Source organism: Halobacillus sp. ABA4_118 (genome assembly GCF_056160205.1).
The window spans coordinates 2,855,874-2,880,137 of record NZ_JBSWWS010000001.1 but is presented as its reverse complement, the minus strand read 5'-3'; the positions used below and the strand labels follow the sequence as shown (position 1 = coordinate 2,880,137).

Here is a 24,264-nt window from a genome sequence, read left to right as displayed (position 1 = left end):
AGGATGATCAAACAGATTGTTTCATAATATCTCCTTCCATCGTCCAACAGGTCTGTTTTTATCATTCCAGATCCTGGCATCCTTTTCAATGATTCCTCTTCTTTATTTAAAAATCTTCTCCTAATCTATTCTTCATCTGCCTGCACTGGTAACACAGTATTTTAGAAACGGAATTTTACGTTACATCGATGAATTCTAAAGCAATCACTCAAGCATAAACCGTCTCCCCAGTTTTAAGATGACGCACAACGGGCACTGAGTGGAACGTTGGTGAAGATAAAAAGAGCTTACCATCTATGATTCATAGATGGTAAGCTCAAAATAATCACCCCTTTTATTTCCCTCCCGTAAACGTCACACCTTTAATGAAGAAGCGATTGAAGAACGCATAAATCAAAAGGGAAGGGATGGTCATTAAAGTAGATGCAGCCATGATATAGTTCCAGAAACTGATATACTGTCCTTTAAAAGCATTCAATCCAAGTGTCAATGTAAACATTTCCTTGTCCGACATAACGATGAGAGGACGCATAAAATCGTTCCAGCTCGCCATAAAAGTGAAGACGGCTTGAGCAGCCAGGGCTGGTTTAGCTAATGGAAGAACAATTCTAAAAAAGGTTCCGATTCTGCTTAAACCGTCCATTTGAGCTGCTTCTTCCAACTCTTTCGGGAAATTGATGAAGAACTGCCTCATCATAAAAATAAAAGTCGCGTTTACAGCACCGGGAATGATAAGTCCCTGATACGTATTCAGCCAGTCCAGCTCTTTCAGAATCAAATAGCTTGGAATCATAGTCACTTGTCCGGGAATCATCAAAACCGATAGGATAACAAAAAACCAGACCTTTTTCCCTTTAAAATCTATTCTTGCGAGCGCATATCCTGCCATTGAATTGAAGATGATATTCAACATCACCATAATCGTCGTCACAAACATACTATTTAACATCCATCTGAGAAATAGAGGTTCCTGCTCAAAAAGATCGGTGTAGTTACTAAATGTAAAATCCTTAGGAATAAACGATATATCACCGGAAACAATCTCAGCCAACGGCTTGAAAGAAGAAGAAATGGCCCATAAAAATGGAATAAAGGTTAACGCTGCATAAATAATTAAAACCGTGTAAAGCAGCGGCTTAGAAAACATTTGTTTTTTCTTCACTCGATCACCTCCTAATCATGAAGTTTTTCTTCTTTAAAGAAGACTCTCTGAATAATGGTCACAGCAAGGATGATAACAGCCAGGACAACAGCTAAAGCTGAAGCATATCCCATTTCCAGTGATCGGAAAGCATATTGGTAAATAAGAAGCACAATGGTCAGTGTAGAGTTATTTGGTCCCCCCGAACCACCGGAGAAGATATACGATTGATCAAACAATTGAAATGTCCCAATCACGGACATTACAACGGCGAAAAACGTAACCGGTTTTAACATAGGGATCGTAATCTTCGTAAACTTCTGCCACCAATTAGCCCCATCGATTGTTGCAGCCTCATACAAAGACTCTGGAATATCCTGCATAGCTGCCAGGTAGATGATCATGAAAAAGGGTGCGGTAGCCCATATATTCATAATCATGATGGACTTTAACGCAATATTCGGGTCACTGAGCCAGTCGTAGGTAGGGAGATTGATAAAGGTTAAAAAACTGTTCAACAAACCATTCGGATTATAAATCCACATAAAAATTAAAGTCAGAACAGCGGATGATGTAACGGTAGGCAGGAAAAAGATAATACGGAAAATATTCTTTCCTTTAATATTGGAATTCAAAGTGGCTGCTAAGATAAGAGCTAGAAACACCTGCACAGGAACGACAATGAGCACATATTCTGCTGTGTTCTTTAAGGAGATAAGGGCCCGTTCATCATCTATCATCCGAGTATAGTTTTCGAGACCAGAGAATTTAAACTGTGTCCCCCCTAAAAGCTGGACATTGTTCACAGATAAGAACAGCGCATATAAGATAGGCGCAATAATAAACACACTTATGATAAAAATTGCCGGTCCCATAAACCCATAACCTGTTAGTGATTCTTTCGTCTTTTTGCCTAGGATAGGCTTTTTGACCGTCCTGGGCTTCTTAACGGTGTTCCAGATCATACTCCGGTTTTCGAGAAGGCTCCACGCTTTTCCCTCCTTAGTCATAATCAGGAGCTGGGAGGATGTATCCTCCCAACCTTCTTTAATTAGACGCTTCTATTTCTTTATTGGCTGTTTCCTGTGCTTTTTGGAGTGCCTCATCAAGCGATTGTTCTCCAAGTAAAGCGCTGGAAAATTGGTTGTCAAAGTTGTTCATGATAATGGAGAGATTCGCACCTGCCTGCCACGGCTGAGCATACGAGGCTCCTTTCACGAGTGATCCTCTAATTTCATCGCTGTCATATCCAAGTTCTTCAGCTACAGATTTCCGGGTAGGCAAAGCAAAACCTTTACTCGTCCATGTCTTCATTCCTTCCTTACCTGTCAAGTAAGAAAGCAGTTCCCAAGCCGCTTCTTTCTTCTCTGATTGTTTGTTCATGACGTAAGCAACCGGAAAGGCAGCCGTCACCTTTTGGTCGTTAACGGTCGGGATTTCGCTTGTACCATAATCAATGTTTGAGAAATTATTCTCAATAAACGGCACCGCCCAGTTCCCTTCTATCACCATCGCTGCTTTTCCTTGACCAAACATTTCTCCTCCCCAGCCGGCTCCGACATCACTCGGAAAAGCCGCTGTTTGATCTTCACGGTACTGATCGACGATCGGTTGTAATGCATCGACGGCCTGCTCACTTGCGAAAGAAGCTTTGCCATTTTCGTCTACCAGTTCAGCTCCATAAGGTTCCAGTTTATAAAATTGGCGTGCCAGTTCCTTCGCAATTCCAAGCCCATATTGTTCCGGCTTACCATCTCCATCCGCATCAACGGTCAGCTTCTCCGAATACTCGATGACTTCTTCCCAAGTCTGGGGAGGACCTGATAACCCTGCATCTTCAAAGGCCTGTTTATTATAGAAAAGAGCCAGCGTTGAGAAATCTTTTGGAAAACCATAGATTTCCTCTCCTTGTTTAAAAGCATTCAAAAGAGGATCTTCAAAGTCATTGATATCAAAGTCATCCGTCACATACTCATTGAGTGGTTCAAGTACGCCTTTAGACATCAGTGCAGGAGCTTCTGACGCATCTAAGTAAAAAAGATCAGCTGCTTCTCCTCCAATAAGACGCGTCTTCAGTACGTCCATATATTGATCAGAAATCGTTTGGAAATTGACATCGATATGAGGGTGCTTTTCCTCAAAATCAGCAATGGTTTCTTCTAAAAGGGCCTGCTCTTCAGGACTGGCACTCCAACCACTCATCTTTACTTCCACTTGTCCCTCTTCATTTCCAGAAGCTTCTCCTCCACTGCATCCAGCTAATAAACCACCAACCAAAACGGCTGTCATTCCAAGCAGCGAAACTCTTTTTTTCATGGTACTGAATCTCCTCTCAAGATTGAGTGTTTTTTCAAATAAGCATACTCTGCTGTACGTTTATCGTTAATCCAGTTGTATTTTGAGTGACCTCAACTTCGTTTTCATGCTCACCTCTTCGAATGATGAATGATATATGCCCATCTCCAAGGCGCATAGTATCGATATGAAGTTCATTCATCCCGTCCAAAAGGTTCGGATGGATGTCCACTGTTCCTTCCAATACATTCGGGAACAACCCAAGAAGAGATGGAATAAAGGTTAACGGAGTTCCTGCTGCCCATGCCTGGGGTGAGCAGGCAACAGGATAATGCACGGGTCTGCCCCTATTGTCACTGTAACCACAAAACAATTCTGGGAGGCGGTTATACTCAAAATGACCCGCAGCCTTAACCAGTCCGTTCATGATGACAGAAGCCTCTTCAAAGTGCTTACATCTGCCAAGCCCAAGAAGAATCATGCTGTTATCATGCGGCCAGACGCTTCCATCATGGTAGCTCATTGGGTTATAACCAGCTTCTCCTTCAGCCATTGTTCTGACCCCATATCCCGAAAAGAAACGGTCGGAAATCAGAGTTTCAGCCACTTGTTGCGTACGATGTTCAAATAGTATACCAGTGGACAAGACATGGCCTGGGTTTGAGGTCATGGTTCCTACCTGTTTTTTATCCTTATCCAAAGCAATTGCAAAATACTGTTTATCTTCCATCCAAAATGCCCGTTCAAAATTGGATTGAAGGGCACGACACTGATCTACAAGTATCTCCCCTTTTGCTTGGAATCCCATACTCTTGTATACATCTGCTATCCCCATTTTTGCTTGATACACATATCCTTGAACTTCAGCCAGTGCAATAGGAGCTTCTGCATAGCGTCCGTCATTATGAACAATCGAGTCCCCGGAGTCTTTCCACCCCTGGTTCGCAATTCCCTTACCTGCTTCCTGGAAGTATTCCACAAATCCATCATGATCACGGTCGCCATATTCATCAATCCAGTTCAAAGCGGCCTCCATATTCTCCCATAGATCTTTTACCAGCTCCTTATTCCCCGTCCACTTCACATATTCAACAAGGAGGACTAAAAACAATGGAGTCGAATCAATGGAACCGTAATAAGGTGTGAATGGAACTTGGTTGGTATTAGCCAGTTCACCGAACCTAAGCTCGTGCATAATTTTCCCGGGCTGCTCATCACGCCATGTATCAACGGTTGTTCCTTGATAACGGGCCATCGTACGAAGCGTCCCTTCTGCGATTTCCGGGTTCAAAGGAAGCAGTTGAAGAGCAGCGATCAAGCTGTCTCTTCCAAAAGGAACACCAAACCATGGGAGACCCGCCACCGGAAATGATCCGTAGCCCAGATCTGTTTGAAGAATATGAAGATCATCCAATCCACGGTCAATTAACTTCTGTAAAGGATGAAGATCCGTCTTCACCTTAGCTGTAGAAGCATCCCATTTTCTTTGGGAATCCAAAAGTTTTTTTGAAGCGGTTTCAATATCATCGATAGCTTTAGCTTCTTCTCCAACCTCAGGAACAATCGTCAGGACAATTTCTTCTTCCTCTCCGTGCCGCAGGCTAAAATCAAAATACAAATGTCCATCTTCATCCACAGATGCTGCTTCTCTGTTCCATGTAATAGTCGTAGAACGCTTCAAGTCATCTGTCCCGAGGTAATGATAAGTGTAAGAGTGATCTGTCATTTCCCTCTCCGTTATTGAACCTGTCTTTCCATTTTGAAACCCTCTTACGATAAACATATCAGCAAAATCCACATTGAAATGGATGCTCGTCTGGAAGGAGACGCCCTCAGGATAGTAACTTTTCAGCTTAATCGATTCATACCATACCCCGTCTACAATAAAGCGGGTCCTCTTCACTTCAATAGACTCTCTCCAAAGCTTGATTTCACCGTCTTCCTCCATATGAGGATTGGTTAAAATGAATTCATTCCTGCTGTTGTCATCAGCTTCTGAAGAAAGAAGTACAAGATCTTCACCATTAATCTGAATGTCAAACTGACTGAGGAAACGGGTATCCTTTGTATAAAGTCCCAGTCCATAAGTATGATTTAATGGAATATTCCCCGCCTTGTCTGTTAATAGAAAAACATCATTGCTTTTAATCACTCGATAATCCATAAGAACCTCCTACTTAAACGTTTTGGAAAATATTTATAAAGGTTCCAAAACGATCCCGACTTTAAGGAAATAAAAACCGAAACGTTTTGGAAACTAATGAAAAAAATTAATTAAACCTTGTTGATTGACGAATTTCCAGTTGGTGACCGACAGACATATGTCTGTTTTGAGTCTTTCCTTCCAACATATTTATTAATAATGCTGCTGCTGAACTGCCGATCTCAAATGTATCCTGACCAACGGTTGTAAGGGCCGGCGTTACATAAGACGCTAAAATAATATCATCATAACCAGTAACAGAAAGGTCTTCAGGAATTCGTTTTCCTATCCTGCGTGCGGCACGCATCACGCCTAATGCCATTAAGTCGCTGGCGCAGACGACAGCTGTAATATCCTCATTTTCTGACAACAGCTGAAATGCCGCTTCTTCAGCACGCTCTTCTTCAAAGTGGCCATTTACAATCCACTCTTCTCGGATGTCTAAGCCATTATCGATCATCCCCTGACGGAATCCTTTTAAACGCTCTTGACTGACAAAAGCTTGTTCGTGCCCATTGACCATGGCAATTTTCCGATGATTCCGTTCGATGAGATGTGTGACAGCATCAAAAGCGCCTTTAATATTGTCTGAAGAAACATAGCCAACGCTTTCTCCTTCAATAGGAATATCAACCAGCACACAGGGAATATCACTTTCCACCACTTCCATTAAGTAAGGGTCTTCTGTCTTTATCCCCTGGATGATCACACCATCGACACGACGCTCCCTGCAGAGCTGTGTGTAGGATTTTTGTTTCTGCTTCGAAGTATTGGTGTTGAACAACACGAGATCATATTCCACTTGTCCGCAGTATTCGTTAATCCCTGTCAGTACTTCATAAACGATATTATCCTTGGAACCTTCTCTTGTAATACCAGATACGAGTAATCCAATCGTTTTCGTCTGATTCATCACCAGGCTTCTAGCTAAAGAGTTTGGACTATACTCCAACTCCTCTGCAATCTCTTTAATTTTTTTCCTGGTTTTCTCGCTTACATCCGAGTAACCATTTAAAGCTCTGGATACGGTTGTAACGGATACACCTGCCGTTCTGGCAATATCTTTAATCGTAGCCATAATTATCTCCTACTATCCAATTCATCCGAAACGTTTCGGATAAGAGTTAAGAAAAGTATATAAGATGATGAAAGCGAATTCAACCCTTGTTTTTAAATTCTTTTCAAAACTTTTTCAATCCCAAATAGATTTCATGTTCCACACGTGCATATCCCTCAAACAAACCTCTCCGCGTAGTGATTGAACACTCACATGTATGCTGTCTTTCTTTAGAGGATAGACTCTGGATGAAATACAGGTCATTCCATTAGCGAACACTTCGATAGTAGAGTGATCGACAAACACTCTTAAATGAACCTCTCCATTCTCTGGGAAAGCCATTGTTCCGCTGATCTTCCACTTATGTACCTCTTCAGACACGCTTGACATAGTACGATCAAGAATCAAATTTCCATCATCGTAGACAATTTTCGTCTGCTCATCCCTTTCTAAAGATTCTAATACCGAAATTTGAAAAGAAGACGAAGGATCTGCCAGCGAAAATACCGCATCAATTTCTAAAGCACGTCCCTTTCCCTCTGCTCTCACCGGGTCGCTCGGCAAACGGCCCATCTGAAAAGAAGAGGCGTTGTAGCGAAGAGACTTTAAAGCAGGGATAGGCTCCATGTACAGGGCGTCTGATTGAATACCAATTTTGCGAGGAATAGACTGGACACCTGCCCACATCCCAGAAAGGGATAAATCTCCACGAGCATTTTCAGTGAGCCAACCTATAATAATGCGATCCCCATTCTCATCCTCAAGACTGTTTGGTGCATAAAAACCCTCCCACCCGCTGAAATCCAGAGTCCCCTGAAACTCTCCTTTAAAACGACCATCCTGCACTTCTCCAATCCGATATTGGACAGGTCCACTGGGGGAATACAAAAGGACACGTTTGTCGTTCAGTTTAAAAACATTCGGACACTCCCATATCTCTTCTTTACCGGAAGCAAAAATGGATACAAATCTCCAATCATAAAGGTTTTCAGAACTATATAAAGCTGCACATCCATGACCATCGTGTTTACCACCGATGACCATATACCATAAATGGTCTTCCTGCCATACAAACGGATCCCGCCATTCCAAAATCTTTGTTTCGCCATGAATATCCGCTGTCAAAACCGGGTTACTCTCATCTTTTCGCCACGTCATCATACCATCTTGACTCACAGCCATCCATTGGTCAGCACCATCAAAGGGATGCTTATTTGGACCGATACTAGTGTAAAAGATTCTAGCCGTCTCTCCTTCTACGACTGTGCACCCGGAAAAACAATGCTCCTCTCCATGCTCAATGGATGGATACAAAGCTAACGGCAGATGCTCCCAATAAACTAAATCCCTGCTCTTGGCATGCCCCCAATGGATAGATCCCCATGTGTCTCCATTTGGATTATGCTGATAGAATAAGTGATATTCCCCCTTATAGTAAATTGGACCGTTTGGATCATTCATCCAGTTTTTTTCCGGACTGAAATGGTAAATAGGTTGATGTAAGTTCATGAGCTTCATACCTCCCTTATTTTTGCTCCTAACCCGAAACGTTTCGGATATATGAGCTATCTTAACTCATAATGAAAACGGATTCAATGGAAATCATGGTGAATTCGACAAACGACCTTCTTAAAATAACCATGTCATACTGTTCCTCTTTCCTGATGAGGGAGTGTGTTCATAAAAAATCCCCCACAGGATGTGAGGGATCTTCCGCAATTCAATCTACCCTCTGTTCCTTACCACCGGGGACATTTGTGAAAAATCATAGTCATAACAGACGCGGTAAAGCTCTTCGATTTCATAAAGCGTCGGTACTCTCGGATTGCTGGCTGGACTTCCACTGTCCCATGCATCCGCAGACATTTTACTGATAACGCTTTCAAATTCCTGTCTATCGATGCCCCATTCGTTTAAATTAGGGATGTTCAGCTCCCGGCATAATTCTTTGACGGAAGACACCGCATGATCCGCTGCTTGTTCATTGGAAGACAGCCCGTCCGGAGAAAAAATCCTTCCTACATCGGCCAGTCGATCAACCGCCTCCTTTCTGCTGAACTCCAGAACAGCGGGAAGCAGTATCGCGTTTGAGTAACCGTGGGGAACATGAAATAATGCACCAACCGGTCTCGACATGCCGTGAACCAGGCAGACAGAGGCATTGGAAAATGCAACCCCTGCCTGCATCGCAGCCTGGGACATCGCTTCTCTCGCATCCATGTTATCTCCATCATGATAAGCCGTTTTCAAATGCTGGACAATTAAATTCATTGCGGAAAGAGCCATAACATCGGCCATTGGATGGGACTTTTTCGATACATAGGCTTCAATCGCATGGCTTAAGGCATCAATTCCTGTAGCCGCTGTCACATGTTTCGGTGAAGAAAGAGTGAGGGTCGGATCAACAATCGCCACATCCGGCAAAAAGGCCGGCTGTTTGATCATCATTTTCACGTCATCCGTGGTGTTCGTAATGACGGTTACATCGGTTGCTTCTGAACCGGTTCCCGCTGTCGTCGGCACCGCCAGATGAGGCGCCGGCTTTACACCCACTGTTTTCTTCCCGCCCCGGTAATCACCGATATACCCTTCATTCGACGCAAGGACAGCAACGGCTTTAGCTGTATCTATACAGCTTCCGCCTCCCAGAGAGATCACTACATCACACTGCTTCGTCCGGAACAATTCGAGGGCTTCGGCTACATAAACATCTGTCGGTTCAGATTCAACTCCTGAATAAACCACGCTTTCCATATTCGATTCAGTTAAGTACTTCCGGCCTTCGTTGACATATCCCAGCTCGTCCATGACAGGATCGCTGATCATCAACGCTCTCCTTCCCCTGAGAGCGGCTTCTTCTCCGATCGTTTGAAAGGCTCCACGCCCATAGTGGATCGTTTCAGGCATTTGAAAGACGGCATAGTGCTTCACGACAACCCCACCTTTTGATTTTTTAATCACAAAACTTGGAACGGACGACCGCAGCCTGGTGGGAAAGATCTCTCGTGTACAGCTTTGAAGTTTTAAAGAGGTGTTATGTAGGTAGCAAACTCGTGGATGAAGGGTGTCATTCTGCTGCCTGCGGTGTTTGTTCGCTTTCATAATACAGATGTATTCGTTACCGATATCCCATATTTTACGCTGATGGGGATGCTCCGAATCGATCAGAACCCTTCCCCTTTCCACCGGCTCATAAAGCCCGTGGTCTGTCAGCTTTTTTCAGGTTGGCACTCCGGTGCTCATCTATCCCATACAACCGTTTCTTTCGACCTTTCTCCAAGTATGGCACCTCCTATTTTTTGTAATTATCTGTATTGTAACACAATTATTTTTTAAAGAAGAATACAAAAGGACGCCCGCCGTAACAGCGGACGTCCTTTTGATTTTTTAATATTGAATCGGTGATCCCGGCCCTAAATCCGCTCCTGTCATCATCCAGATGATCAGCATGATCGTCCAGGAAATCAGGAAGAAGACGGTGTACGGGAACATGACGGATATGAGTGTTCCAATTCCCATTTTCTTATCGTACTTCTGAGCGAAGGCGATGATGATCGCAAAATAAGTCATCAGTGGTGTTATGATGTTCGTCGTTGAATCGGCTACCCGGTACGCCATTTGTGTCAGCTCCGGGGAATAGCCGAGCTGCATCATGATCGGTACGAACACCGGGGCCATCATCGCCCATTTTGCAGAGGCGCTGCCGATGAATAAGTTAATCACAGCAGCCACAAGGATGAACCCTAATATCAATGGGATGCCTGAAAGATTGGCGGATTCGAGCAGTTCAGCTCCGTACACGCCGATCACAAGCCCCATATTGGTCTCTGAAAAGTACGCGACAAACTGACCAGCTGTGAAAGCGAGCACAATGAACATCCCCATTGATGCCATCGTATCTGAAAGCTGTTCGGCTACATCCTTGTCATTTTTAATTTCCTTCGTGGCGATGCCGTAAAACAACCCTGGAATAAAGAACAGAATCGTTATGATTGGTACAAGAGAGCTCATGAACGGCGACTGGATAATCGCTCCATCTTCCCCTCTCAGCGGTGCGCCCGGCGGAAGAATCAACAGAGCCGTCAATACAGCAGCAATGACAATGGAAATACCTGCCCATTTCAACCCTTTCTTTTCAACAGCCTCAAGACCTTTCAACTCTTCGCGGAACTGCCCCTTGTACTCACCAAGACGCGGCTCCACAACTTTTTCAGTTACAAGCCCGCCTACGAAGGTCAGAAGAAACACGGATACGATGATAAAGTAATAGTTCATCGCAATGTTCATGCCATCTGCATAAGCAGGATCAATGATCGCTGCCGCGTCAATCGTCAGCTCTCCCAGCAGGGGATCGGTCGCTGATAAAAACAAGTTGGCACTGAACCCGGCGGAAACACCGGCAAAAGCCGCAGCCAGACCTGCAAGCGGGTGGCGTCCGAGAGCAGCAAAAATCACGGCTCCCAGTGGCGGAAGCACTACATACCCGGCGTCAGACGCTACACTGGACATGACACCAGCGAATACGAGTCCATATGTAATCAATGCTCGAGGAACAGATAAGACGAAACCGCGGAGACACGCGCTGATCAGCCCTGTCCGTTCTGCGAGCCCGATTCCGATCATCGTCACGAGTACAACTCCAAGCGGAGCGAACCCGATAAAGTTTTCTGTCATACTGGAAAAAATGTACTCGATCCCATCGGCGCTGAGCAGGTTCTTAACTTCAACCCTTTCCCCTTCTTCCCCGGGATGCTCCACACTGACTCCAAAGCTTGAGACGACAGCCGATATAAGAACAACCAACAGAGCCAGGACAGCAAACAATGTGATTGGATGCGGAAGTTTATTCCCGACACGCTCAATGACATCCAACCCTTTTTGAAACAATCCTTTACGTTTGTTTTCCAAAACACATTTCTCCTCTCTTGTTGCAAAATAAAAAAACGGCTGAGAAACCTTTCCGCCGCTTTTATATACTCCTGCCGCTTTCAGTATATATGCAATGATTTTAAAAATGAAGACGCTTCCAATAATAATCAATATTAGCTCTATTCTGAAAATAATTAGTGATTTTCCTAGTGATGATTCGTGCAAAGTCAGGAAAGTTAATTTCTTTTTCACGGAAGGTTGACGTTTCGTCTTTACGCTGATATAGTAGTAATTAATTATTCTTGTTCGTTTAGGAATGAAAGCAGAAGGAACTATTGAGTGACTTTCGTCTGGAATGAATATGCAGAGCAATTATAGTAATACATTGTGGATCAGTTCCACGCAGGAGGTAACAATTTATGTTACAAGGTAATGTGAAATGGTTTAACGAAAGCAAAGGTTTCGGTTTTATTGAAGTAGAAGGACAAGACGATGTATTCGTACACTTCTCTGCTATTCAAGGCGAAGGTTTCAAAACTCTAGAAGAAAACCAAACAGTAACATTCGAAATCGTTGAAGGCGACCGCGGACCACAAGCGGCTAACGTTCAAAAGTAATCGTTACTCGTTGAAAAAGACTTCCCTTTTGGGAAGTCTTTTTTTGTGTATTTTTTGAGTTCTCCCGAACATAGCTGAGGTATACCCCCATGGGACCCTCTGATTCCTCCCCCCTCATTTACATCACAGGGCCTTTCCACGCATCACTTTCTGCAGCTGGTGTTCTGTTATTTTCCAATGGGATGTGTGCCACAGGATCTTCTTTTTATGGATAAGGAGAATTTGAGGGGATTTATGCGGGATATTCGTATCGGCTGCGATCTGATTCGACAGGTGTCTTTCTTCAATCACTTTCACCCGGTAAACGTCCACACTCCCTTCCTTTAATCGGTATTTTTTCACCTGCCTGTTGGCTCTGGCACTGATCATACAGGAGGTGCTGTGTTTAAATACAAATACCGGATGCTGGACTGATCGCTCCCATACCCTCATCCAGTCTTCCAACGCAGTCATTTCATACATAGCCGTCTTCCTCCCTTTTTATATTCATCGATCAAACTCCTTTATAGAAGTACGATTAGAAATCCCTTTCGGTTTCAGCATCCGGTAAAACACGTTTCACAACCCTAAGTGACAAGAGTGGTCATTCTCTGCTGAAGACTGTGGAAGTGAGGATTGTTTTATCAGTTCAGGGGCATCCTAACCGCAACAATTGTATGTAAGGAGCGGAAAAATGGCTGGACCAAAATGGAAGACCATCTTCCCCGTTACTCTGTTCATCCTTTCCTGGCTGTCGGCTTTCCTGCTTGGCAGACGTACCTTTTTCAGGTATTTACCGATCGCCAGCTTTACGAGTTTAATCATCAGCGTCCTCAGCGTCGTGTCGAATCAGAGGAAATGGTGGGAGAACAAAAACCCCCTCTCCCCCGGACCTGTGGATTACACGTATAAAATCGGACCGTTCTTTCTGGCAACCATTTGGATTTTCAAATTCACCTATGGGACATTCAAAAAGTATGTACTGCTGAATGCGCTCTTAAATATCATCAATGCCTATGCTTTAGCAGAGGTCTGGGAGCGGCTGGGGTTATTCAAATTGAAAAAAATCAATCATACGATCTGGTATGTCATCTGCGTTCATCTATCCATCATCATATACGGCGTACAGTTCTTGATGGAAAAAGCCATTAAAAACAGCGGTAAATAAAAAACAGGTGAGGCTGCAGCCCCACCTGTTTTCGTTGTTCCTCTATACCGTTACACTTCCTCAATGATTTCCGCCTGATCCAGTCTTGATTTCGGCAGATCCGCGTTAAAGTCTGTGGATGTACGGTAGCCGAGAGATACAACTACGCTGGACGTGAATCCTTTTTCACGGAGATTGAACTCCTCATCCAATGCCTTCATATCCATGCCTTCCATTGGAACAGCATCGATTCCAAGCTCAGCCACACCAAGCAGGAAGCTTCCTACATTCAAATAGGTTTGCTTTTCAGACCAGTGATAAAGATCCTTCACATCATATTTGTGGGTATCCACAAACATTTTTCTTACGTTATGGTTCATCTCTTTGAATTTCTGTTCAGCAAATCGGCCGTCCTGATCCTCTTTTTCACTGATATGATGCAGGAATTCATCGGTAATCTCTGTTCTTGTTGCGAAAACGACAACAGCTGAAGCGTCCAGCACTTTTGGTTCGTTGAAGCTGAACATTCCTTCTGCTCCTTTAGCTACACGCTTTTTTCCTTCTTCTGTCGCTGCCAGGATGAAATGCCACGGCTGGACGTTTGTAGAAGATGGGGCCAGCTGCAGCATCCCTTTGATTTTTTCTATATCTTCAGCTGAGATTTTTTTCGACTGATCGAATTCCTTTGTTGAGTATCTTTGATTTAATGCTTGAATCGGTTCCATTCCAATCGTCTCCTTTGAATATAATGATTTTATTACTCTCTCTATGGTTTGTTTAAAGCACCTGAAAATTTCATGCAGACCGGGATTTGTTACAGCCGGTCACTATCGTTCACAATAAATCCGGCTGAAAAGGTAAAACGGCTTCCGCCTATAGAGCTCATTCAAAGTAGAGCTGTCATCAACATCCGCCCATTGGATACAGAGGGTCTCTGCTTTCTCTCTTTCCGAGGCCCATTCCAATACCAAGGCTTCACAGGCGTCCCGCTGTCCGTTCCCTCCGAACTTTCGATCGTCCCTATGATGGTTTCACCCGCACGCTTCCCTCCTTGAATCTGGTTGGTTTCGGTGATGCAGACCTAGCATAGCACAGCACTCAAGGCCACGTAAGTATGCACATTTTTGTGGCATGGTACCCTTTTTTATACCTTGAAACTTTTCACACGAACCAGCTTTTTGATTCATACAATACCGTAGATCTAACATGCTTAGGAGTGGAACGATGAGTGAAAATCATATGAATAATGAAAATGGGTCTGATGAAAAGTCTCTTACTGAAAAACAAAAAAACCTCAGCAAAGAGATGAACACCATGATGAAGGGGTTTCAGTCAGATTTAAAAGCACTTCTCAAAGGCAAAAACGATGAGCTGAAAAAGAAAATTAAAGAAGCAAGCGATCTAAAAGGTCACGTGACGAAGCAGGGAAAATCGAATAAAGTTACGATAAACGGAAAAGAGTACTCCATCCAGGAATCGTCAACAAGTGAAAAACCGGTGAGTAATGAGGAAATGGCCCGGCTTCTACAGGATTTGTCGGACCAAGTTAAGAAATTAAATGAAACAGTGGAAAAATTCACTTCTGAAACGGAGCAGAATAACGACTCCGAAACACTTTGACTATAAAAACAACCACCCGCTGAATTCGATCAGAGGTGGTTGTTTTTTTATGATCCCAATGTTTGGGAAAGAACTGTATATCCGGTTACTGAACATAACGTAAAGACATATATAATGGTCGGATTGATCAAATCGTCGACAAAAAACCCTAAGCATCCGCAGATCGATTGTACAAATAGATCGGGGATTGGTGCAGCCTGGCCCTCGACATTAAGATTAATCTGAATGCCAAACCTGGTCGTACATGCCAAATCCTCGCCTATACCATTCGCGCAATTTTCACATCCACAGGAAGACCCGTACTCCTCCTCACACGAATTGGACAATGTTGTTAAGAGGGCAAACACATCTGCTGACGCGTCATCCGCTTGGATTCCAGCCACTTTACACAGTTGTGACGTAGCATTCGGTACAGCGGTCGTCTGTCCAGCTTCAATATACGTTACCGTCGCACACCCGTTCACGTTAAAAATCTGCTGATTCTCGATTGGATCTCCCTCAGGAGTCGTTAAATAAATGGAAATGGGATTGCCGGCTGGGTCTGTCTGCTGGGTGCTGCGTATATCTTCCAACAGGTCTGATAAATTCTTTGTACAGCAATCGCAATCTTTATTGTATGGCTTTCCATTCGATTTCTTCTTCCCACGGCAGCCGTAGTCATAACACCCACAGTCTTTATCGTCATCACAAGTTGTGGTGACATTCACAGTTACTCCACTGACGGAAGTATCAATGGTCTGCTCATTATTCAGTGGAGAATTATTCGTATGACCCTCCAGGTTCTGCCCACTTTGGTCCCCATAGCCCTGAGTCTGGGTAAGGTCCTGCGGCCCCTGCGTCTGCCCAGCCTGATCCCCATACCCTTGAGATACATTCTGTTCCTGCGGGCCCTGCGTCTGACCGCCCTGATCTCCGTATCCCTGGTTCTGGGTGAGGTCTTGAGGACCCTGCGTCTGGCCGGCCTGATCCCCATACCCTTGAGATACATTCTGTTCCTGCGGGCCTTGCGTCTGCCCGCCCTGATCTCCGTATCCCTGACTTTGATTCTGCTCCTGCGGCCCCTGCGTCTGACCGCCTTGATCACCGTAGCCTTGAGCAAGATTCTGCTCCTGAGGGCCTTGGAATTGGCCACCTTGATCCCCGTGAGCCTGTGCCTGATTCTGGACCTGCTCCCCAAGAACCTGAGTCTGCCCTTCCTGTTTGAATTTCTTATAAACAAAAGACGGGGGACAATATTTGTCGCAGTCCTTCTTCTTTTTTTTCCGATGAGGAAGCGGTTTTCTGTGACACTTACTGGCAGGCGGACATTTGTAGGTGACAGGAAAAGATTTTGGTCTTGTTATGAAATAGCAGTTGCAGCAGCATGGTTTCTTCTTGCACAACATGCAGGACGGCGCACTGCCCTTGCAGCGGTTATTACAGCACTCCGAGCATTTCGATGCCCTGCGATGACGACCTCGGCACTTACAATAGTGCGCCGGCAGCCCGCAGTAAATACAACCTCCTGATTTGTAATACATATCATCACTCACTCATTACTTTTTACTAATATTTTATTAACTAGAGGACAGACCGCTTGTTCTCTAGCCTATTTTCAGATGAAACAACTCACACCCATATAAAAAAAAGACTCTTTTATTAGTATCCTTTCATGCTGATCGTCTGTTTTTTATAAAATGAACAAAATGCCCTCTGATACGCTGGTCCATTTTAAGGAAAAAGATAAACTCAAAGACCATGATTAACCGGACCGATTCATCCAATCGTAACAGACGGAATCATCTTTCCTCCTCCTTTATACACACCTTCCATTTTATTACACCAATCATTTTTCCTAAATAATAAATAACTTCCATTTCTATGTGCTTTTTACGTTTATAGGAAATCGAGATGGGTATATTCTCTATGTAACAAAAATAAATGAAAAGGGGTTTTTTGAAATGGCAGATCGTTATAAGACTGGAGAAAAAGCACCTGAAAACGGCACATACGAATTTGACGGATTGGTAAACGGCGGGAACGATGCGGATGTAACGGAAGATGAAAAACATATTGAACTGAGCAACGGAGATACATTCCCGCCAACGCGCTCCAATAAGGACGCTGCTTATTGGAAGAAAGCCAAGTAAACCATAAGAAAACCCTCCAGATTTGACTGGAGGGTTTTCTTATGGTTTTTATTACAGAATCCTTTACAATATTAAAGGAATATTTCAAAACACATCGAGCTGTTCCTTTCTATCCAGATCCATGAGACAATGTTATATAAATATAGTAAATAAACCTGTTGATATTGAAAGGCTGAGCAAAGATGTTCCTTATAGAACGCACACGGAATGGGAAAGTAGAAACATTAAAAGATTCAAGCAGCCATCTGACTAAGACCTTCACGACCCTCTTGGAAGCGGAAACGTTCTGTACTAAACTGAACCGGGTCATCGATTCAGATAAGCAGTGGAAGGTAAAGGAAAGCAGGTTTGTCTGAGAAAGCGGTTGAAAGACAGCTTTCTTTTTTATGGCGTTATGGAAGGATATCAATTAAATAGTGGATATATCAATTTTTTTTGAGATATATCAATCAAAATCCAAATATATCGATGAAACCCCCAATATATCAGTCCATTCCCTTGACGATTTTTCCTCCCACCCTTTAAATGAAAGAGAAAGGGGGAGCACGACTATGAATACGATCAAGGTCCTAAAATGGATCACCGGCAGTATAGAGTTTATGGCCATTGTCCCCGTTTACGGATTGGTTTTAATCTTTATTCCTTATTCGTTCACGGTAATGGCAGCCGTTCATTTGCTTGTCCTTCTACTCGCAAAAAAAAGCGGCCTCCCTATCGCAGGAAACCTGGTCGGGATAGCCGCTTCACTTATGATTTTCTACACACCATGGGACTGGTTCTTTCATCTTATCGCAGCGATTCTGCTTACACGGGAAGCCTCGCTTATGAAGCGTTCTTCCGTCGATTAGTCAACAGTATTTTTCAATGCTTGATCCTGGTGATGGCGTTCGATGGCGAGATCCAGCAGCTTCTCAATCAGCTTCGAATAAGAAATACCGCTCGCTTCCCACAGTTTTGGATACATACTGATTTTAGTAAAACCGGGCAGCGTGTTCACCTCATTGATGATCAGCTCACCATTCTCTTTCAGGAAGAAGTCCACCCGTGCAAGCCCCTGACATTCCAGAGCTTCAAATGCCTGGATGGACTGGATCCGGATATCTTCCATAACGGTCTCATCCAAGTCGGCCGGGATTTTCAGTGATGCCCCGTTTTCATCTATATACTTCGTCTCATAGGAGTAGAAGTCGCTGTTGGGCAGCACTTCCCCGGCTGTAGAAGCGGCGGGCTGCTCATTTCCGAGTACAGCACACTCGATTTCCCTGCCTTCGATACACGCTTCGATCATCACCTTGTGGTCATACTGGAGCGCTTTGTCCAGGCCTTCTCTATACTCTGCTTCTGTCCTGATTTTGCTGACGCCCACGGATGATCCTTGATTCGCCGGTTTAATGAAGAAAGGAACACCAAGGTTGTTCTCGACTTCTTCAAAGGATGGGGCGCTTGATGCGGACCGCTTCACGGTAAACCAGTCAGCGACTAGAAATCCGGCCGATTGTAGCAGCTTTTTTGTAATGTCTTTATCCATGCACACCGCGGAGCTTAGTACATTGGGGCCGACGTAAGGAAGATTGGCCATCCGGATCATCCCCTGCACACTCCCGTCTTCTCCAAGCGGACCGTGGAGGATCGGAAAGATGACATCCAGCTGCTCCAATGCTTCTGATCCTGTGAGGGAAATCATTTGATCCTTTTCCCGGCCCGGGACCACTGCAACATTATTGTTGGATACATGGAGCTCAATCTTGTCCGGATGGTCTTCATTGATTAAGTAATTATTCGGGCTGCTTAAATGCCAGCCCCCCTGCTTATCAATACCGATCAACGTCACTTCATACCGTTCATGGTCCACAGCTTCCATGATGTTTTTCGCAGACTGAAGCGACACTTCATGCTCCGAGGATTTCCCGCCGAACAACAGGCCTACTTTTATTTTTCCCATGATTTTCGTCCTCCCTTTTCCTGACATTTCCTTCTTCTTTATCATATCAAAAAAACGGGAGGGTTCATGCCTTTCCTGAGATTCATTGATAAAGGTCCAGAAGGCCCTGTGCTTTTGCTTTAATCTTTTCAATGAGCGCTTTAGGCTCTATCACCTTCACTTGACTGCCGAAGCCTGTGACAAAACCGACCGCTTCTTCTTCTGTGTTGAACAGCAGGGACTGCTCCACCCAGCCATCAGCCTCTAAACGTCCTTCTCCATCCGGTGTGACAAAACGCGGAGTAAAAAAGATGCGGCGGTAGGCCTCCGGTGAAACGCGGAGTATAACAGGATACTTGGGAAGGTTGCGTGTGAACTGTTTTTTAGACGCTTCCCAATAGGAAGGCAGATGAAAGTCCACAGGTCTTTCGAACGTTTCTTCTGTTTCAGTTACCGTTCGGATCCGCGCGTGTTTATAGTTCCGGTACTCTCCCTGATCATTCAGCGCAGCCACGTACCATTGGTTCGCCTTGGCAATCAGACCGAGCGGGCAGATGGTTCCCTCTGTCACCGTTCCATCAGCTTTTTCGTAAATCATTTGAACCCTTTTCTCCTCCATGACCGCTTTTTTCAACATATCCAGAGAAGGACCTGTCTCCTCCCCCCGGTCTTTCCATGTTCCCATATCTACATATATCCGGGACCATACATTCCGCGCCATCTCCCTGGATTGTTCCGGCAGTGATAAAAGCAGCTTCTGCATCCGGTCGTCCCCGCCATCATCCATGTGGAGATCCTGTATGATTTTATCTGCGGGTGGAAGAAATAAAGCCAGCATCTCCTGTTCCTTCAGCCAGCTGAGCTTCTGTTTCCAATGATCGACGAGTCTCCATCCCCCCGCTCTTCCTTTCTCTGCATACACCGGAAGTCCGGCAGCACTCAAGGATTCCATATCACGGTGGATGGTCCGTTCTGATACTTCCAGCTCCTCAGCCATCCGTCGCGTCGTCACCGTCTGTCCATGCTGGAGAAGCAGAAGGATTTTTATCAATCGTTCCGCTTTCATAAAAAAATCCCTCCCTTTTTAAAGTATGACACTCTTTGTCATACTTTAAAGATAGGATAAAGATAACGCAAAAGAAAGGATGATTCCATGACCCTGAACAATACAATCGCAGTTGTCGCAGGAGCCACAAGAGGCGCCGGCAGAGCAATGGCTGTCAAGCTCGGAGAAGCCGGAGCTGTCGTTTACGTCACCGGACGGACGACAAGAGAAGAACAGTCCCCGATGGAACGGAAGGAAACGATTGAAGAAAGTGCGGAACTTGTTACAAAAGCCGGCGGGACAGGCATCCCGGTCAAAGTCGACCACACGAAAGAAGAAGATGTTCAAAAACTTTTTCAAAAGATTGAAGAGGAACAAGACGGAAAACTCGACATCCTCGTCAATGATATCTGGGGCGGGGACCCGCTGACTGAATGGGGCAAAGATATCGCGGAACATGATATGACCAAAGGGCTGCAGCTCCTGAATCAGGCTGTGAAGGCTCACATCATTACGGCACATCATGCTGTACCGCTGATGAAAAAGAACCGCTCCGGTTTGATTGTAGAAATAACGGATGGCACCGACTACAATTACCGCGGCAGTTTCTATTACAGCCTTGCCAAAGTCTCGAATATCCACATGGCCGCAGCGATGGCGGAGGACTTGAAAGGCTTTGGCATTACCGCTGTTTCGTTGACACCGGGATTCCTCCGTTCCGAAGCGATGCTGGAACACTTTGGTGTGACAGAGGAAAACTGGAAGGAGGGCGCCGAGGTAGACCCCCACTTCATCGCCTCAGAATCGCCGGCTTACATTGGAGAAGCGTTGAAACATCTCGTACTCGATCCGGATGCCGCCCGGTTTAACGGACAGGCACTGAGTACATGGGGCCTCACCGACGTTTATGGATTTAAGGATGCGGACGGCACTCAGCCGCACTGGGGCCGGCACTTTGAAAAGTATGTAAAGGAATAAAAAAAGGCACGATCCCGATCTGTCGGTGATCGTGCCTTCTTTCTTACTCTGGATGGTGCATTTACAGGTTCTTCTCTTTAAATGTGCGGTGCAGTTCCCGTGACTCGACCTCTTTAATGATGGACGAGCCCGTTGTCTGTTCCTCGTCCATCCACTGCCATAGTTCATGCAGCTCCAGCTGTCCGTCTTCGTTGATGTGCGGCACAGACCGGCACTTTCCTCCCCTGATTTCATGATCGGTGTTGATATGGTTGTATCTGAATTCAAGCGTATCATCGTCATGGACAAGGCCAATCAGGCGCCCTTTGATAATATCTCCACCTGCATAATCCGCATAAAGGATGCGGCCCTCCTGGTAATACGTAAACTGCGTTTTGGACGAAACTTCTCCACCTGGGCTGTTTTCAACGGATACAAACGTACGGTTATGATAGTTGACCAATGCATTCCCCTCCTTTTCCCATCACTGATACCTGCTCATTCCGCTTTCAAAAGCCGCCCTGTCCCCATAGTTCAGACCGTAGAGCGCCTCCTGCAAAGCAAACGTCTGTTTATAGAAATGGGCACGCTCAAACATCTGCGCCCCGCCTGGATACAGAGACCATGCCTCTTTAACAAAAGCTTCGCCGTAGCCGGCCAGAAGACCTGCAAAATCATAGGCAGGATCGCCGATGCCTGTTTCACCGAAGTCTATCACACCTGTGACCTGCCTGCCCTCTTTATCCCAGAGCAGGTTGGACGGACCGAAATCTCCGTGAATAAGCGTCGTGGAAAACGTAAACCGTTCCTGCTCAAAAAAAGTTTCGAACGTATCTTTCACCTCTATCCTGGAAGAGCCGCACATGAAAGGAAACAATCGGTGCTGGATGTCTGCATATAACGTTTCAAGGCCAGCTTTTATCTGTGCCGCTGTCGTCTTCTCCACTGTCCTACGATCGGTCGGTATGTTGTGAAGTCTATAGAGGAACGAGGACAACTGTCCTGCGATGTGTTTCTGCAACGACTCCTCCAGTCTTTCCATATCCGCAGGCCACAACGGCTCTCCTTCGATCCACCGGACGCCCGAAAAAATATTCTCCGGCGCCTGATTATCCAAAAACCTGTATGCAGGTTCAGGAATAGGAAGAGGGAGCTTCCCTTGGATATGATCAAGGACACGCGTTTCCTGAATGAGCTTCTGAACCCCTTCCTTGTATTTCGGAAAGCGGAACACATACTTCCCATTGATGACGTAGACGTCATTGTTCTGACCAAGCTCATATTTTTCCATAGCATGCACAGACAGACCGGGACAGTGCCCTTGAATGATGTCCGCTTTCTCTTTTTTCTGTAAGTTACGCAGCACTACAGGAATTTCCTCTAATCCGGTAATCACAGCATCAGCTTCTGCTGTTTTCCAAAGCGGGTTCTTCTTCCAAACGGTTTTCATGCCGGCTTTTGCTGCTGCCTGGACATCTTTTTCCGGATGATCGCCAACAAATACACAGGATTCCACCGGCACTCCCAGACGGCGGGCTGCCCTTTGAAAAATGGCTGCATCAGGCTTTTTTACGCCTTCAGATTCGGAGATAAGAATGTCCTTTATATAAGTATCGATTCCGAGTGCCTGGATGTTGTCCATTTGAAAGGGATGGCGTCCATTTGTCAGGATTCCGAGCTTCCACCCATTGCCTTGCAGCCCATCTAACAGTTCGATGAGAAAAGGAAAGGGTACACAAGAATCTTGAAGATGTTTCAAATAGTCGTCCAGCAGTTCTTCCCACGCTGCACCTTTGATATCAAATTCCTCGATCAGCTGCTGATAGACAACATCTTTCCAAACGTATCCGTGGTCATCCAGTTCGATAAACCGCTGCACGTAGGTTTCTTTAGGTATGATGCTGAGCGCCTCCTGCCATCTCTCATACTGCCCGGTGATAAACATCCGTACAGAAGCGTCCCGGTCAAGCAGCGTGCCATCCAGATCAAACAGGACTGCCTGCATCAGCCATCCCTCCGCTCGTTCACATATTCCTGAAACCCCTTCAACGCTTTGGAGAACGCCTCGTTGATTTCCTTTTCATCGATGTTCATCATCCTTCTATCTTTCATCACCCAGTCCCCCTCGACCATGACGTGCGCCACATCCTCGTCCCTCACTTGGAACAGCAGGTTGTGCAGAGCAGTGGAAAATTGTTCGTTCTCAAAAAAAGTGTTTGTATATTCATTTTTTCTGATGAACACAAGATCCGCTTCAAAGCCTTCTTCGATCCGGCCCAGCCTATCCTGCATTCCATACGCGGCCGCGCCGTTCTCTGTTGCCATCTTCCACACGTCTACGGCGGAAAAGCGGTCGACCGGCTGGTGGATTTTCAATCCGTAATACACCATCTTCATAAGGTCCCACATATTCGTGTGGACGAAATCGGTGCCGAGAGAGACGTTCACCCCTTTTTCAATCATAAGAGGAACATCCGCCACCCCTGCCCCGGTGTCGAGGTTGGATAACGGACAGTGCACAACGGAACTTTCCTGATCTGCAATGATTTCAATATCTCTTTCTGATAGATAGACGCCGTGAAAAAGGACGGTCTCCTCATCCAACAGGCCGCGCTCCTGATAGAGCTCGACGCTGGACCGGCCGAACGCCTCGTAAACAAGGTTGTGGCGCCACTTGTTTTCCATGCAGTGGGTCATCCGGACCGCCTTGTACGCTTCGTTCTCATCTTGCAGCTTCAGCAGTTCCTCTTGGGTCAGGTCTTCCTCTTCCAGCAAGTGCGTTCCGAACATCACTCGTCCGTTGATGTTGTTATGATACTCCCCGATTTCTTCATATGTATCTACGATTCCCCTGATCCCGAGGCCGTTCACCGCTTCACTCAGCTGCCACGGAGATGGGCCTGGATCCGAGTCGCTCACGAAGGTTATCCCGCTTTTCACCATTTCGATGTAACTCTTCTGCGCCACCTTATAGAAAAGCTCCCGGGACATATAATGATCCAGATAATCAAAAAACAGCTGCTGGATGCGGCCCTGGTCAGAATCCCCAGCCCAGTCCTGAATAGCCATCTCTTTCATCAACCCGGCTGTTAAAGGGGAATAGCTGTGAAAGTGGGCATTCACTAATCCAGGCACAATGATGTACTCCTCACAATCCATTACTTCTTCCTCCTGAGCGTCAGGTTGAAAGGTGATTTTCCCGTTCACAATGCGAAAACCGCCCCTTTCTAAATACCCTTCCGCATTCAAAAAAACGGCATTTTCAAGCTTCATCTTCTTTCCCG

At 45.3% G+C, this 24,264-nt stretch carries 22 protein-coding genes; 6 read left to right on the top strand and 16 right to left on the bottom strand.

Features of this window, described 5'->3' with window-relative positions; genetic code table 11:
* Nucleotides 1-334 precede the first annotated feature (334 nt).
* The 8 genes from ACXAGL_RS14535 to ACXAGL_RS14500 all read right to left on the bottom strand — a co-directional run bounded on the left by ACXAGL_RS14535 (nt 335) and on the right by ACXAGL_RS14500 (nt 11,604).
* Complete coding sequence (locus ACXAGL_RS14535; RefSeq protein WP_474991538.1) at nt 335-1,162, bottom strand: carbohydrate ABC transporter permease; 828 nt, start codon at nt 1,160-1,162, stop codon at nt 335-337.
* Nucleotides 1,163-1,173: 11 nt separating this feature from the next.
* Entirely contained in the window at nt 1,174-2,016 is an 843-nt protein-coding gene (locus ACXAGL_RS14530; protein WP_474991537.1) for a carbohydrate ABC transporter permease, read from the bottom strand.
* 172 nt (nt 2,017-2,188) lie between these two features.
* Nucleotides 2,189-3,457: an ABC transporter substrate-binding protein gene (locus ACXAGL_RS14525; protein WP_474991536.1), complete on the bottom strand. Its 1,269-nt coding sequence runs from the start codon at nt 3,455-3,457 to the stop codon at nt 2,189-2,191.
* Between the two features lie 34 nt (nt 3,458-3,491).
* The gene (locus ACXAGL_RS14520; RefSeq protein ID WP_474991534.1) at nt 3,492-5,600 is read right to left on the bottom strand and encodes an amylo-alpha-1,6-glucosidase; all 2,109 of its coding nucleotides are present in this window, start codon (nt 5,598-5,600) and stop codon (nt 3,492-3,494) included.
* A gap of 106 nt (nt 5,601-5,706) precedes the next feature.
* Nucleotides 5,707-6,717 carry a LacI family DNA-binding transcriptional regulator gene (locus ACXAGL_RS14515; protein WP_474991532.1) on the bottom strand — a complete coding sequence of 337 codons (1,011 nt, stop codon included), beginning with the start codon at nt 6,715-6,717 and terminating at the stop codon, nt 5,707-5,709.
* Between the two features lie 114 nt (nt 6,718-6,831).
* On the bottom strand, nt 6,832-8,205 hold the full coding sequence (locus tag ACXAGL_RS14510) for a glycoside hydrolase family 32 protein (RefSeq protein WP_474991530.1): 1,374 nt from the start codon (nt 8,203-8,205) through the stop codon (nt 6,832-6,834).
* A gap of 216 nt (nt 8,206-8,421) precedes the next feature.
* Entirely contained in the window at nt 8,422-9,627 is a 1,206-nt protein-coding gene (locus ACXAGL_RS14505; protein WP_474991528.1) for an iron-containing alcohol dehydrogenase, read from the bottom strand.
* 456 nt (nt 9,628-10,083) lie between these two features.
* Nucleotides 10,084-11,604, bottom strand: a complete 1,521-nt coding sequence (locus tag ACXAGL_RS14500) for an AbgT family transporter (protein ID WP_474991527.1) — start codon at nt 11,602-11,604, stop codon at nt 10,084-10,086.
* A 380-nt stretch (nt 11,605-11,984) separates the two neighbouring features.
* Here ACXAGL_RS14500 and ACXAGL_RS14495 point away from each other — a divergent pair, with 380 nt between their 5' ends.
* Complete coding sequence (locus ACXAGL_RS14495; RefSeq protein WP_027953723.1) at nt 11,985-12,182, top strand: cold-shock protein; 198 nt, start codon at nt 11,985-11,987, stop codon at nt 12,180-12,182.
* Between the two features lie 123 nt (nt 12,183-12,305).
* Here the strand turns inward: ACXAGL_RS14495 and ytxJ are convergent, their stop codons facing one another.
* Nucleotides 12,306-12,644: a bacillithiol system redox-active protein YtxJ gene (ytxJ, locus tag ACXAGL_RS14490; RefSeq protein WP_474991525.1), complete on the bottom strand. Its 339-nt coding sequence runs from the start codon at nt 12,642-12,644 to the stop codon at nt 12,306-12,308.
* A gap of 211 nt (nt 12,645-12,855) precedes the next feature.
* Here ytxJ and ACXAGL_RS14485 point away from each other — a divergent pair, with 211 nt between their 5' ends.
* Nucleotides 12,856-13,329, top strand: coding sequence for a hypothetical protein (locus ACXAGL_RS14485; RefSeq protein WP_474991523.1), 474 nt, complete (start codon nt 12,856-12,858; stop codon nt 13,327-13,329).
* Between the two features lie 50 nt (nt 13,330-13,379).
* Here ACXAGL_RS14485 and nfsB read toward each other — a convergent pair whose 3' ends face one another.
* On the bottom strand, nt 13,380-14,033 hold the full coding sequence (gene nfsB / locus ACXAGL_RS14480; protein ID WP_474991521.1) for an oxygen-insensitive NAD(P)H nitroreductase: 654 nt from the start codon (nt 14,031-14,033) through the stop codon (nt 13,380-13,382).
* 499 nt (nt 14,034-14,532) lie between these two features.
* Between nfsB and ACXAGL_RS14475 the strand changes: the two genes are divergently transcribed.
* Nucleotides 14,533-14,928 carry a hypothetical protein gene (locus tag ACXAGL_RS14475; protein WP_474991519.1) on the top strand — a complete coding sequence of 132 codons (396 nt, stop codon included), beginning with the start codon at nt 14,533-14,535 and terminating at the stop codon, nt 14,926-14,928.
* 47 nt (nt 14,929-14,975) lie between these two features.
* Here the strand turns inward: ACXAGL_RS14475 and ACXAGL_RS14470 are convergent, their stop codons facing one another.
* Complete coding sequence (locus ACXAGL_RS14470; RefSeq protein WP_474991518.1) at nt 14,976-16,313, bottom strand: hypothetical protein; 1,338 nt, start codon at nt 16,311-16,313, stop codon at nt 14,976-14,978.
* Nucleotides 16,314-16,868: 555 nt separating this feature from the next.
* Here ACXAGL_RS14470 and ACXAGL_RS14465 point away from each other — a divergent pair.
* Nucleotides 16,869-17,057 (top strand): YjzC family protein, encoded by a 189-nt coding sequence (locus ACXAGL_RS14465; protein ID WP_027953719.1) that lies wholly within the window; start codon nt 16,869-16,871, stop codon nt 17,055-17,057.
* Nucleotides 17,058-17,608: 551 nt separating this feature from the next.
* Nucleotides 17,609-17,905, top strand: coding sequence for a hypothetical protein (locus tag ACXAGL_RS14460; RefSeq protein WP_474991516.1), 297 nt, complete (start codon nt 17,609-17,611; stop codon nt 17,903-17,905).
* Here ACXAGL_RS14460 and ddlA read toward each other — a convergent pair.
* Nucleotides 17,902-18,999, bottom strand: coding sequence for a D-alanine--D-alanine ligase (ddlA, locus tag ACXAGL_RS14455; RefSeq protein WP_474991514.1), 1,098 nt, complete (start codon nt 18,997-18,999; stop codon nt 17,902-17,904). The two genes, ACXAGL_RS14460 and ddlA, sit on opposite strands and share 4 nt — an antisense overlap.
* A gap of 82 nt (nt 19,000-19,081) precedes the next feature.
* Entirely contained in the window at nt 19,082-20,044 is a 963-nt protein-coding gene (locus tag ACXAGL_RS14450) for a helix-turn-helix transcriptional regulator (RefSeq protein ID WP_474991512.1), read from the bottom strand.
* 87 nt (nt 20,045-20,131) lie between these two features.
* Between ACXAGL_RS14450 and ACXAGL_RS14445 the strand changes: the two genes are divergently transcribed.
* Nucleotides 20,132-21,001 carry an SDR family oxidoreductase gene (locus tag ACXAGL_RS14445; protein WP_474991510.1) on the top strand — a complete coding sequence of 290 codons (870 nt, stop codon included), beginning with the start codon at nt 20,132-20,134 and terminating at the stop codon, nt 20,999-21,001.
* A gap of 61 nt (nt 21,002-21,062) precedes the next feature.
* On the opposite strand, the gene ACXAGL_RS14440 is transcribed toward ACXAGL_RS14445, so the two are convergent.
* Genes ACXAGL_RS14440 through ACXAGL_RS14430 form a run of 3 tightly spaced genes read right to left on the bottom strand, consistent with a single transcriptional unit; the run spans nt 21,063 to nt 24,253 of the window.
* On the bottom strand, nt 21,063-21,443 hold the full coding sequence (locus ACXAGL_RS14440; protein WP_474991508.1) for an avidin-fold protein: 381 nt from the start codon (nt 21,441-21,443) through the stop codon (nt 21,063-21,065).
* Nucleotides 21,444-21,464: 21 nt separating this feature from the next.
* Nucleotides 21,465-22,985, bottom strand: a complete 1,521-nt coding sequence (locus tag ACXAGL_RS14435; RefSeq protein WP_474991506.1) for an HAD-IA family hydrolase — start codon at nt 22,983-22,985, stop codon at nt 21,465-21,467.
* Entirely contained in the window at nt 22,985-24,253 is a 1,269-nt protein-coding gene (locus ACXAGL_RS14430; protein WP_474991504.1) for an amidohydrolase family protein, read from the bottom strand. Before ACXAGL_RS14430 ends, ACXAGL_RS14435 begins: the two co-directional genes overlap by 1 nt.
* Nucleotides 24,254-24,264 lie beyond the last annotated feature (11 nt).

Excerpts from the sequence above, each read along its gene's own strand:
- ACXAGL_RS14495 (WP_027953723.1), top strand. The coding sequence starts at position 11,985 with ATGTTACAAGGTAATGTGAAATGGTTTAACGAAAGCAAAGGTTTCGGT.
- ytxJ (WP_474991525.1), bottom strand. The coding sequence starts at position 12,644 with ATGTATGAAATGACTGCGTTGGAAGACTGGATGAGGGTATGGGAGCGA.
- ACXAGL_RS14515 (WP_474991532.1), bottom strand. The coding sequence starts at position 6,717 with ATGGCTACGATTAAAGATATTGCCAGAACGGCAGGTGTATCCGTTACA.
- ACXAGL_RS14460 (WP_474991516.1), top strand. The coding sequence starts at position 17,609 with ATGAATACGATCAAGGTCCTAAAATGGATCACCGGCAGTATAGAGTTT.
- ACXAGL_RS14450 (WP_474991512.1), bottom strand. The coding sequence starts at position 20,044 with ATGAAAGCGGAACGATTGATAAAAATCCTTCTGCTTCTCCAGCATGGA.
- ACXAGL_RS14475 (WP_474991519.1), top strand. The coding sequence starts at position 14,533 with ATGAGTGAAAATCATATGAATAATGAAAATGGGTCTGATGAAAAGTCT.
- ACXAGL_RS14485 (WP_474991523.1), top strand. The coding sequence starts at position 12,856 with ATGGCTGGACCAAAATGGAAGACCATCTTCCCCGTTACTCTGTTCATC.
- ACXAGL_RS14470 (WP_474991518.1), bottom strand. The coding sequence starts at position 16,313 with ATGTTGTGCAAGAAGAAACCATGCTGCTGCAACTGCTATTTCATAACA.
- ACXAGL_RS14520 (WP_474991534.1), bottom strand. The coding sequence starts at position 5,600 with ATGGATTATCGAGTGATTAAAAGCAATGATGTTTTTCTATTAACAGAC.
- ACXAGL_RS14510 (WP_474991530.1), bottom strand. The coding sequence starts at position 8,205 with ATGAACTTACATCAACCTATTTACCATTTCAGTCCGGAAAAAAACTGG.
- ACXAGL_RS14435 (WP_474991506.1), bottom strand. The coding sequence starts at position 22,985 with ATGCAGGCAGTCCTGTTTGATCTGGATGGCACGCTGCTTGACCGGGAC.
- ACXAGL_RS14465 (WP_027953719.1), top strand. The coding sequence starts at position 16,869 with ATGGCAGATCGTTATAAGACTGGAGAAAAAGCACCTGAAAACGGCACA.
- ACXAGL_RS14445 (WP_474991510.1), top strand. The coding sequence starts at position 20,132 with ATGACCCTGAACAATACAATCGCAGTTGTCGCAGGAGCCACAAGAGGC.
- ACXAGL_RS14530 (WP_474991537.1), bottom strand. The coding sequence starts at position 2,016 with ATGGGACCGGCAATTTTTATCATAAGTGTGTTTATTATTGCGCCTATC.
- nfsB (WP_474991521.1), bottom strand. The coding sequence starts at position 14,033 with ATGGAACCGATTCAAGCATTAAATCAAAGATACTCAACAAAGGAATTC.
- ddlA (WP_474991514.1), bottom strand. The coding sequence starts at position 18,999 with ATGGGAAAAATAAAAGTAGGCCTGTTGTTCGGCGGGAAATCCTCGGAG.
- ACXAGL_RS14525 (WP_474991536.1), bottom strand. The coding sequence starts at position 3,457 with ATGAAAAAAAGAGTTTCGCTGCTTGGAATGACAGCCGTTTTGGTTGGT.
- ACXAGL_RS14430 (WP_474991504.1), bottom strand. The coding sequence starts at position 24,253 with ATGAAGCTTGAAAATGCCGTTTTTTTGAATGCGGAAGGGTATTTAGAA.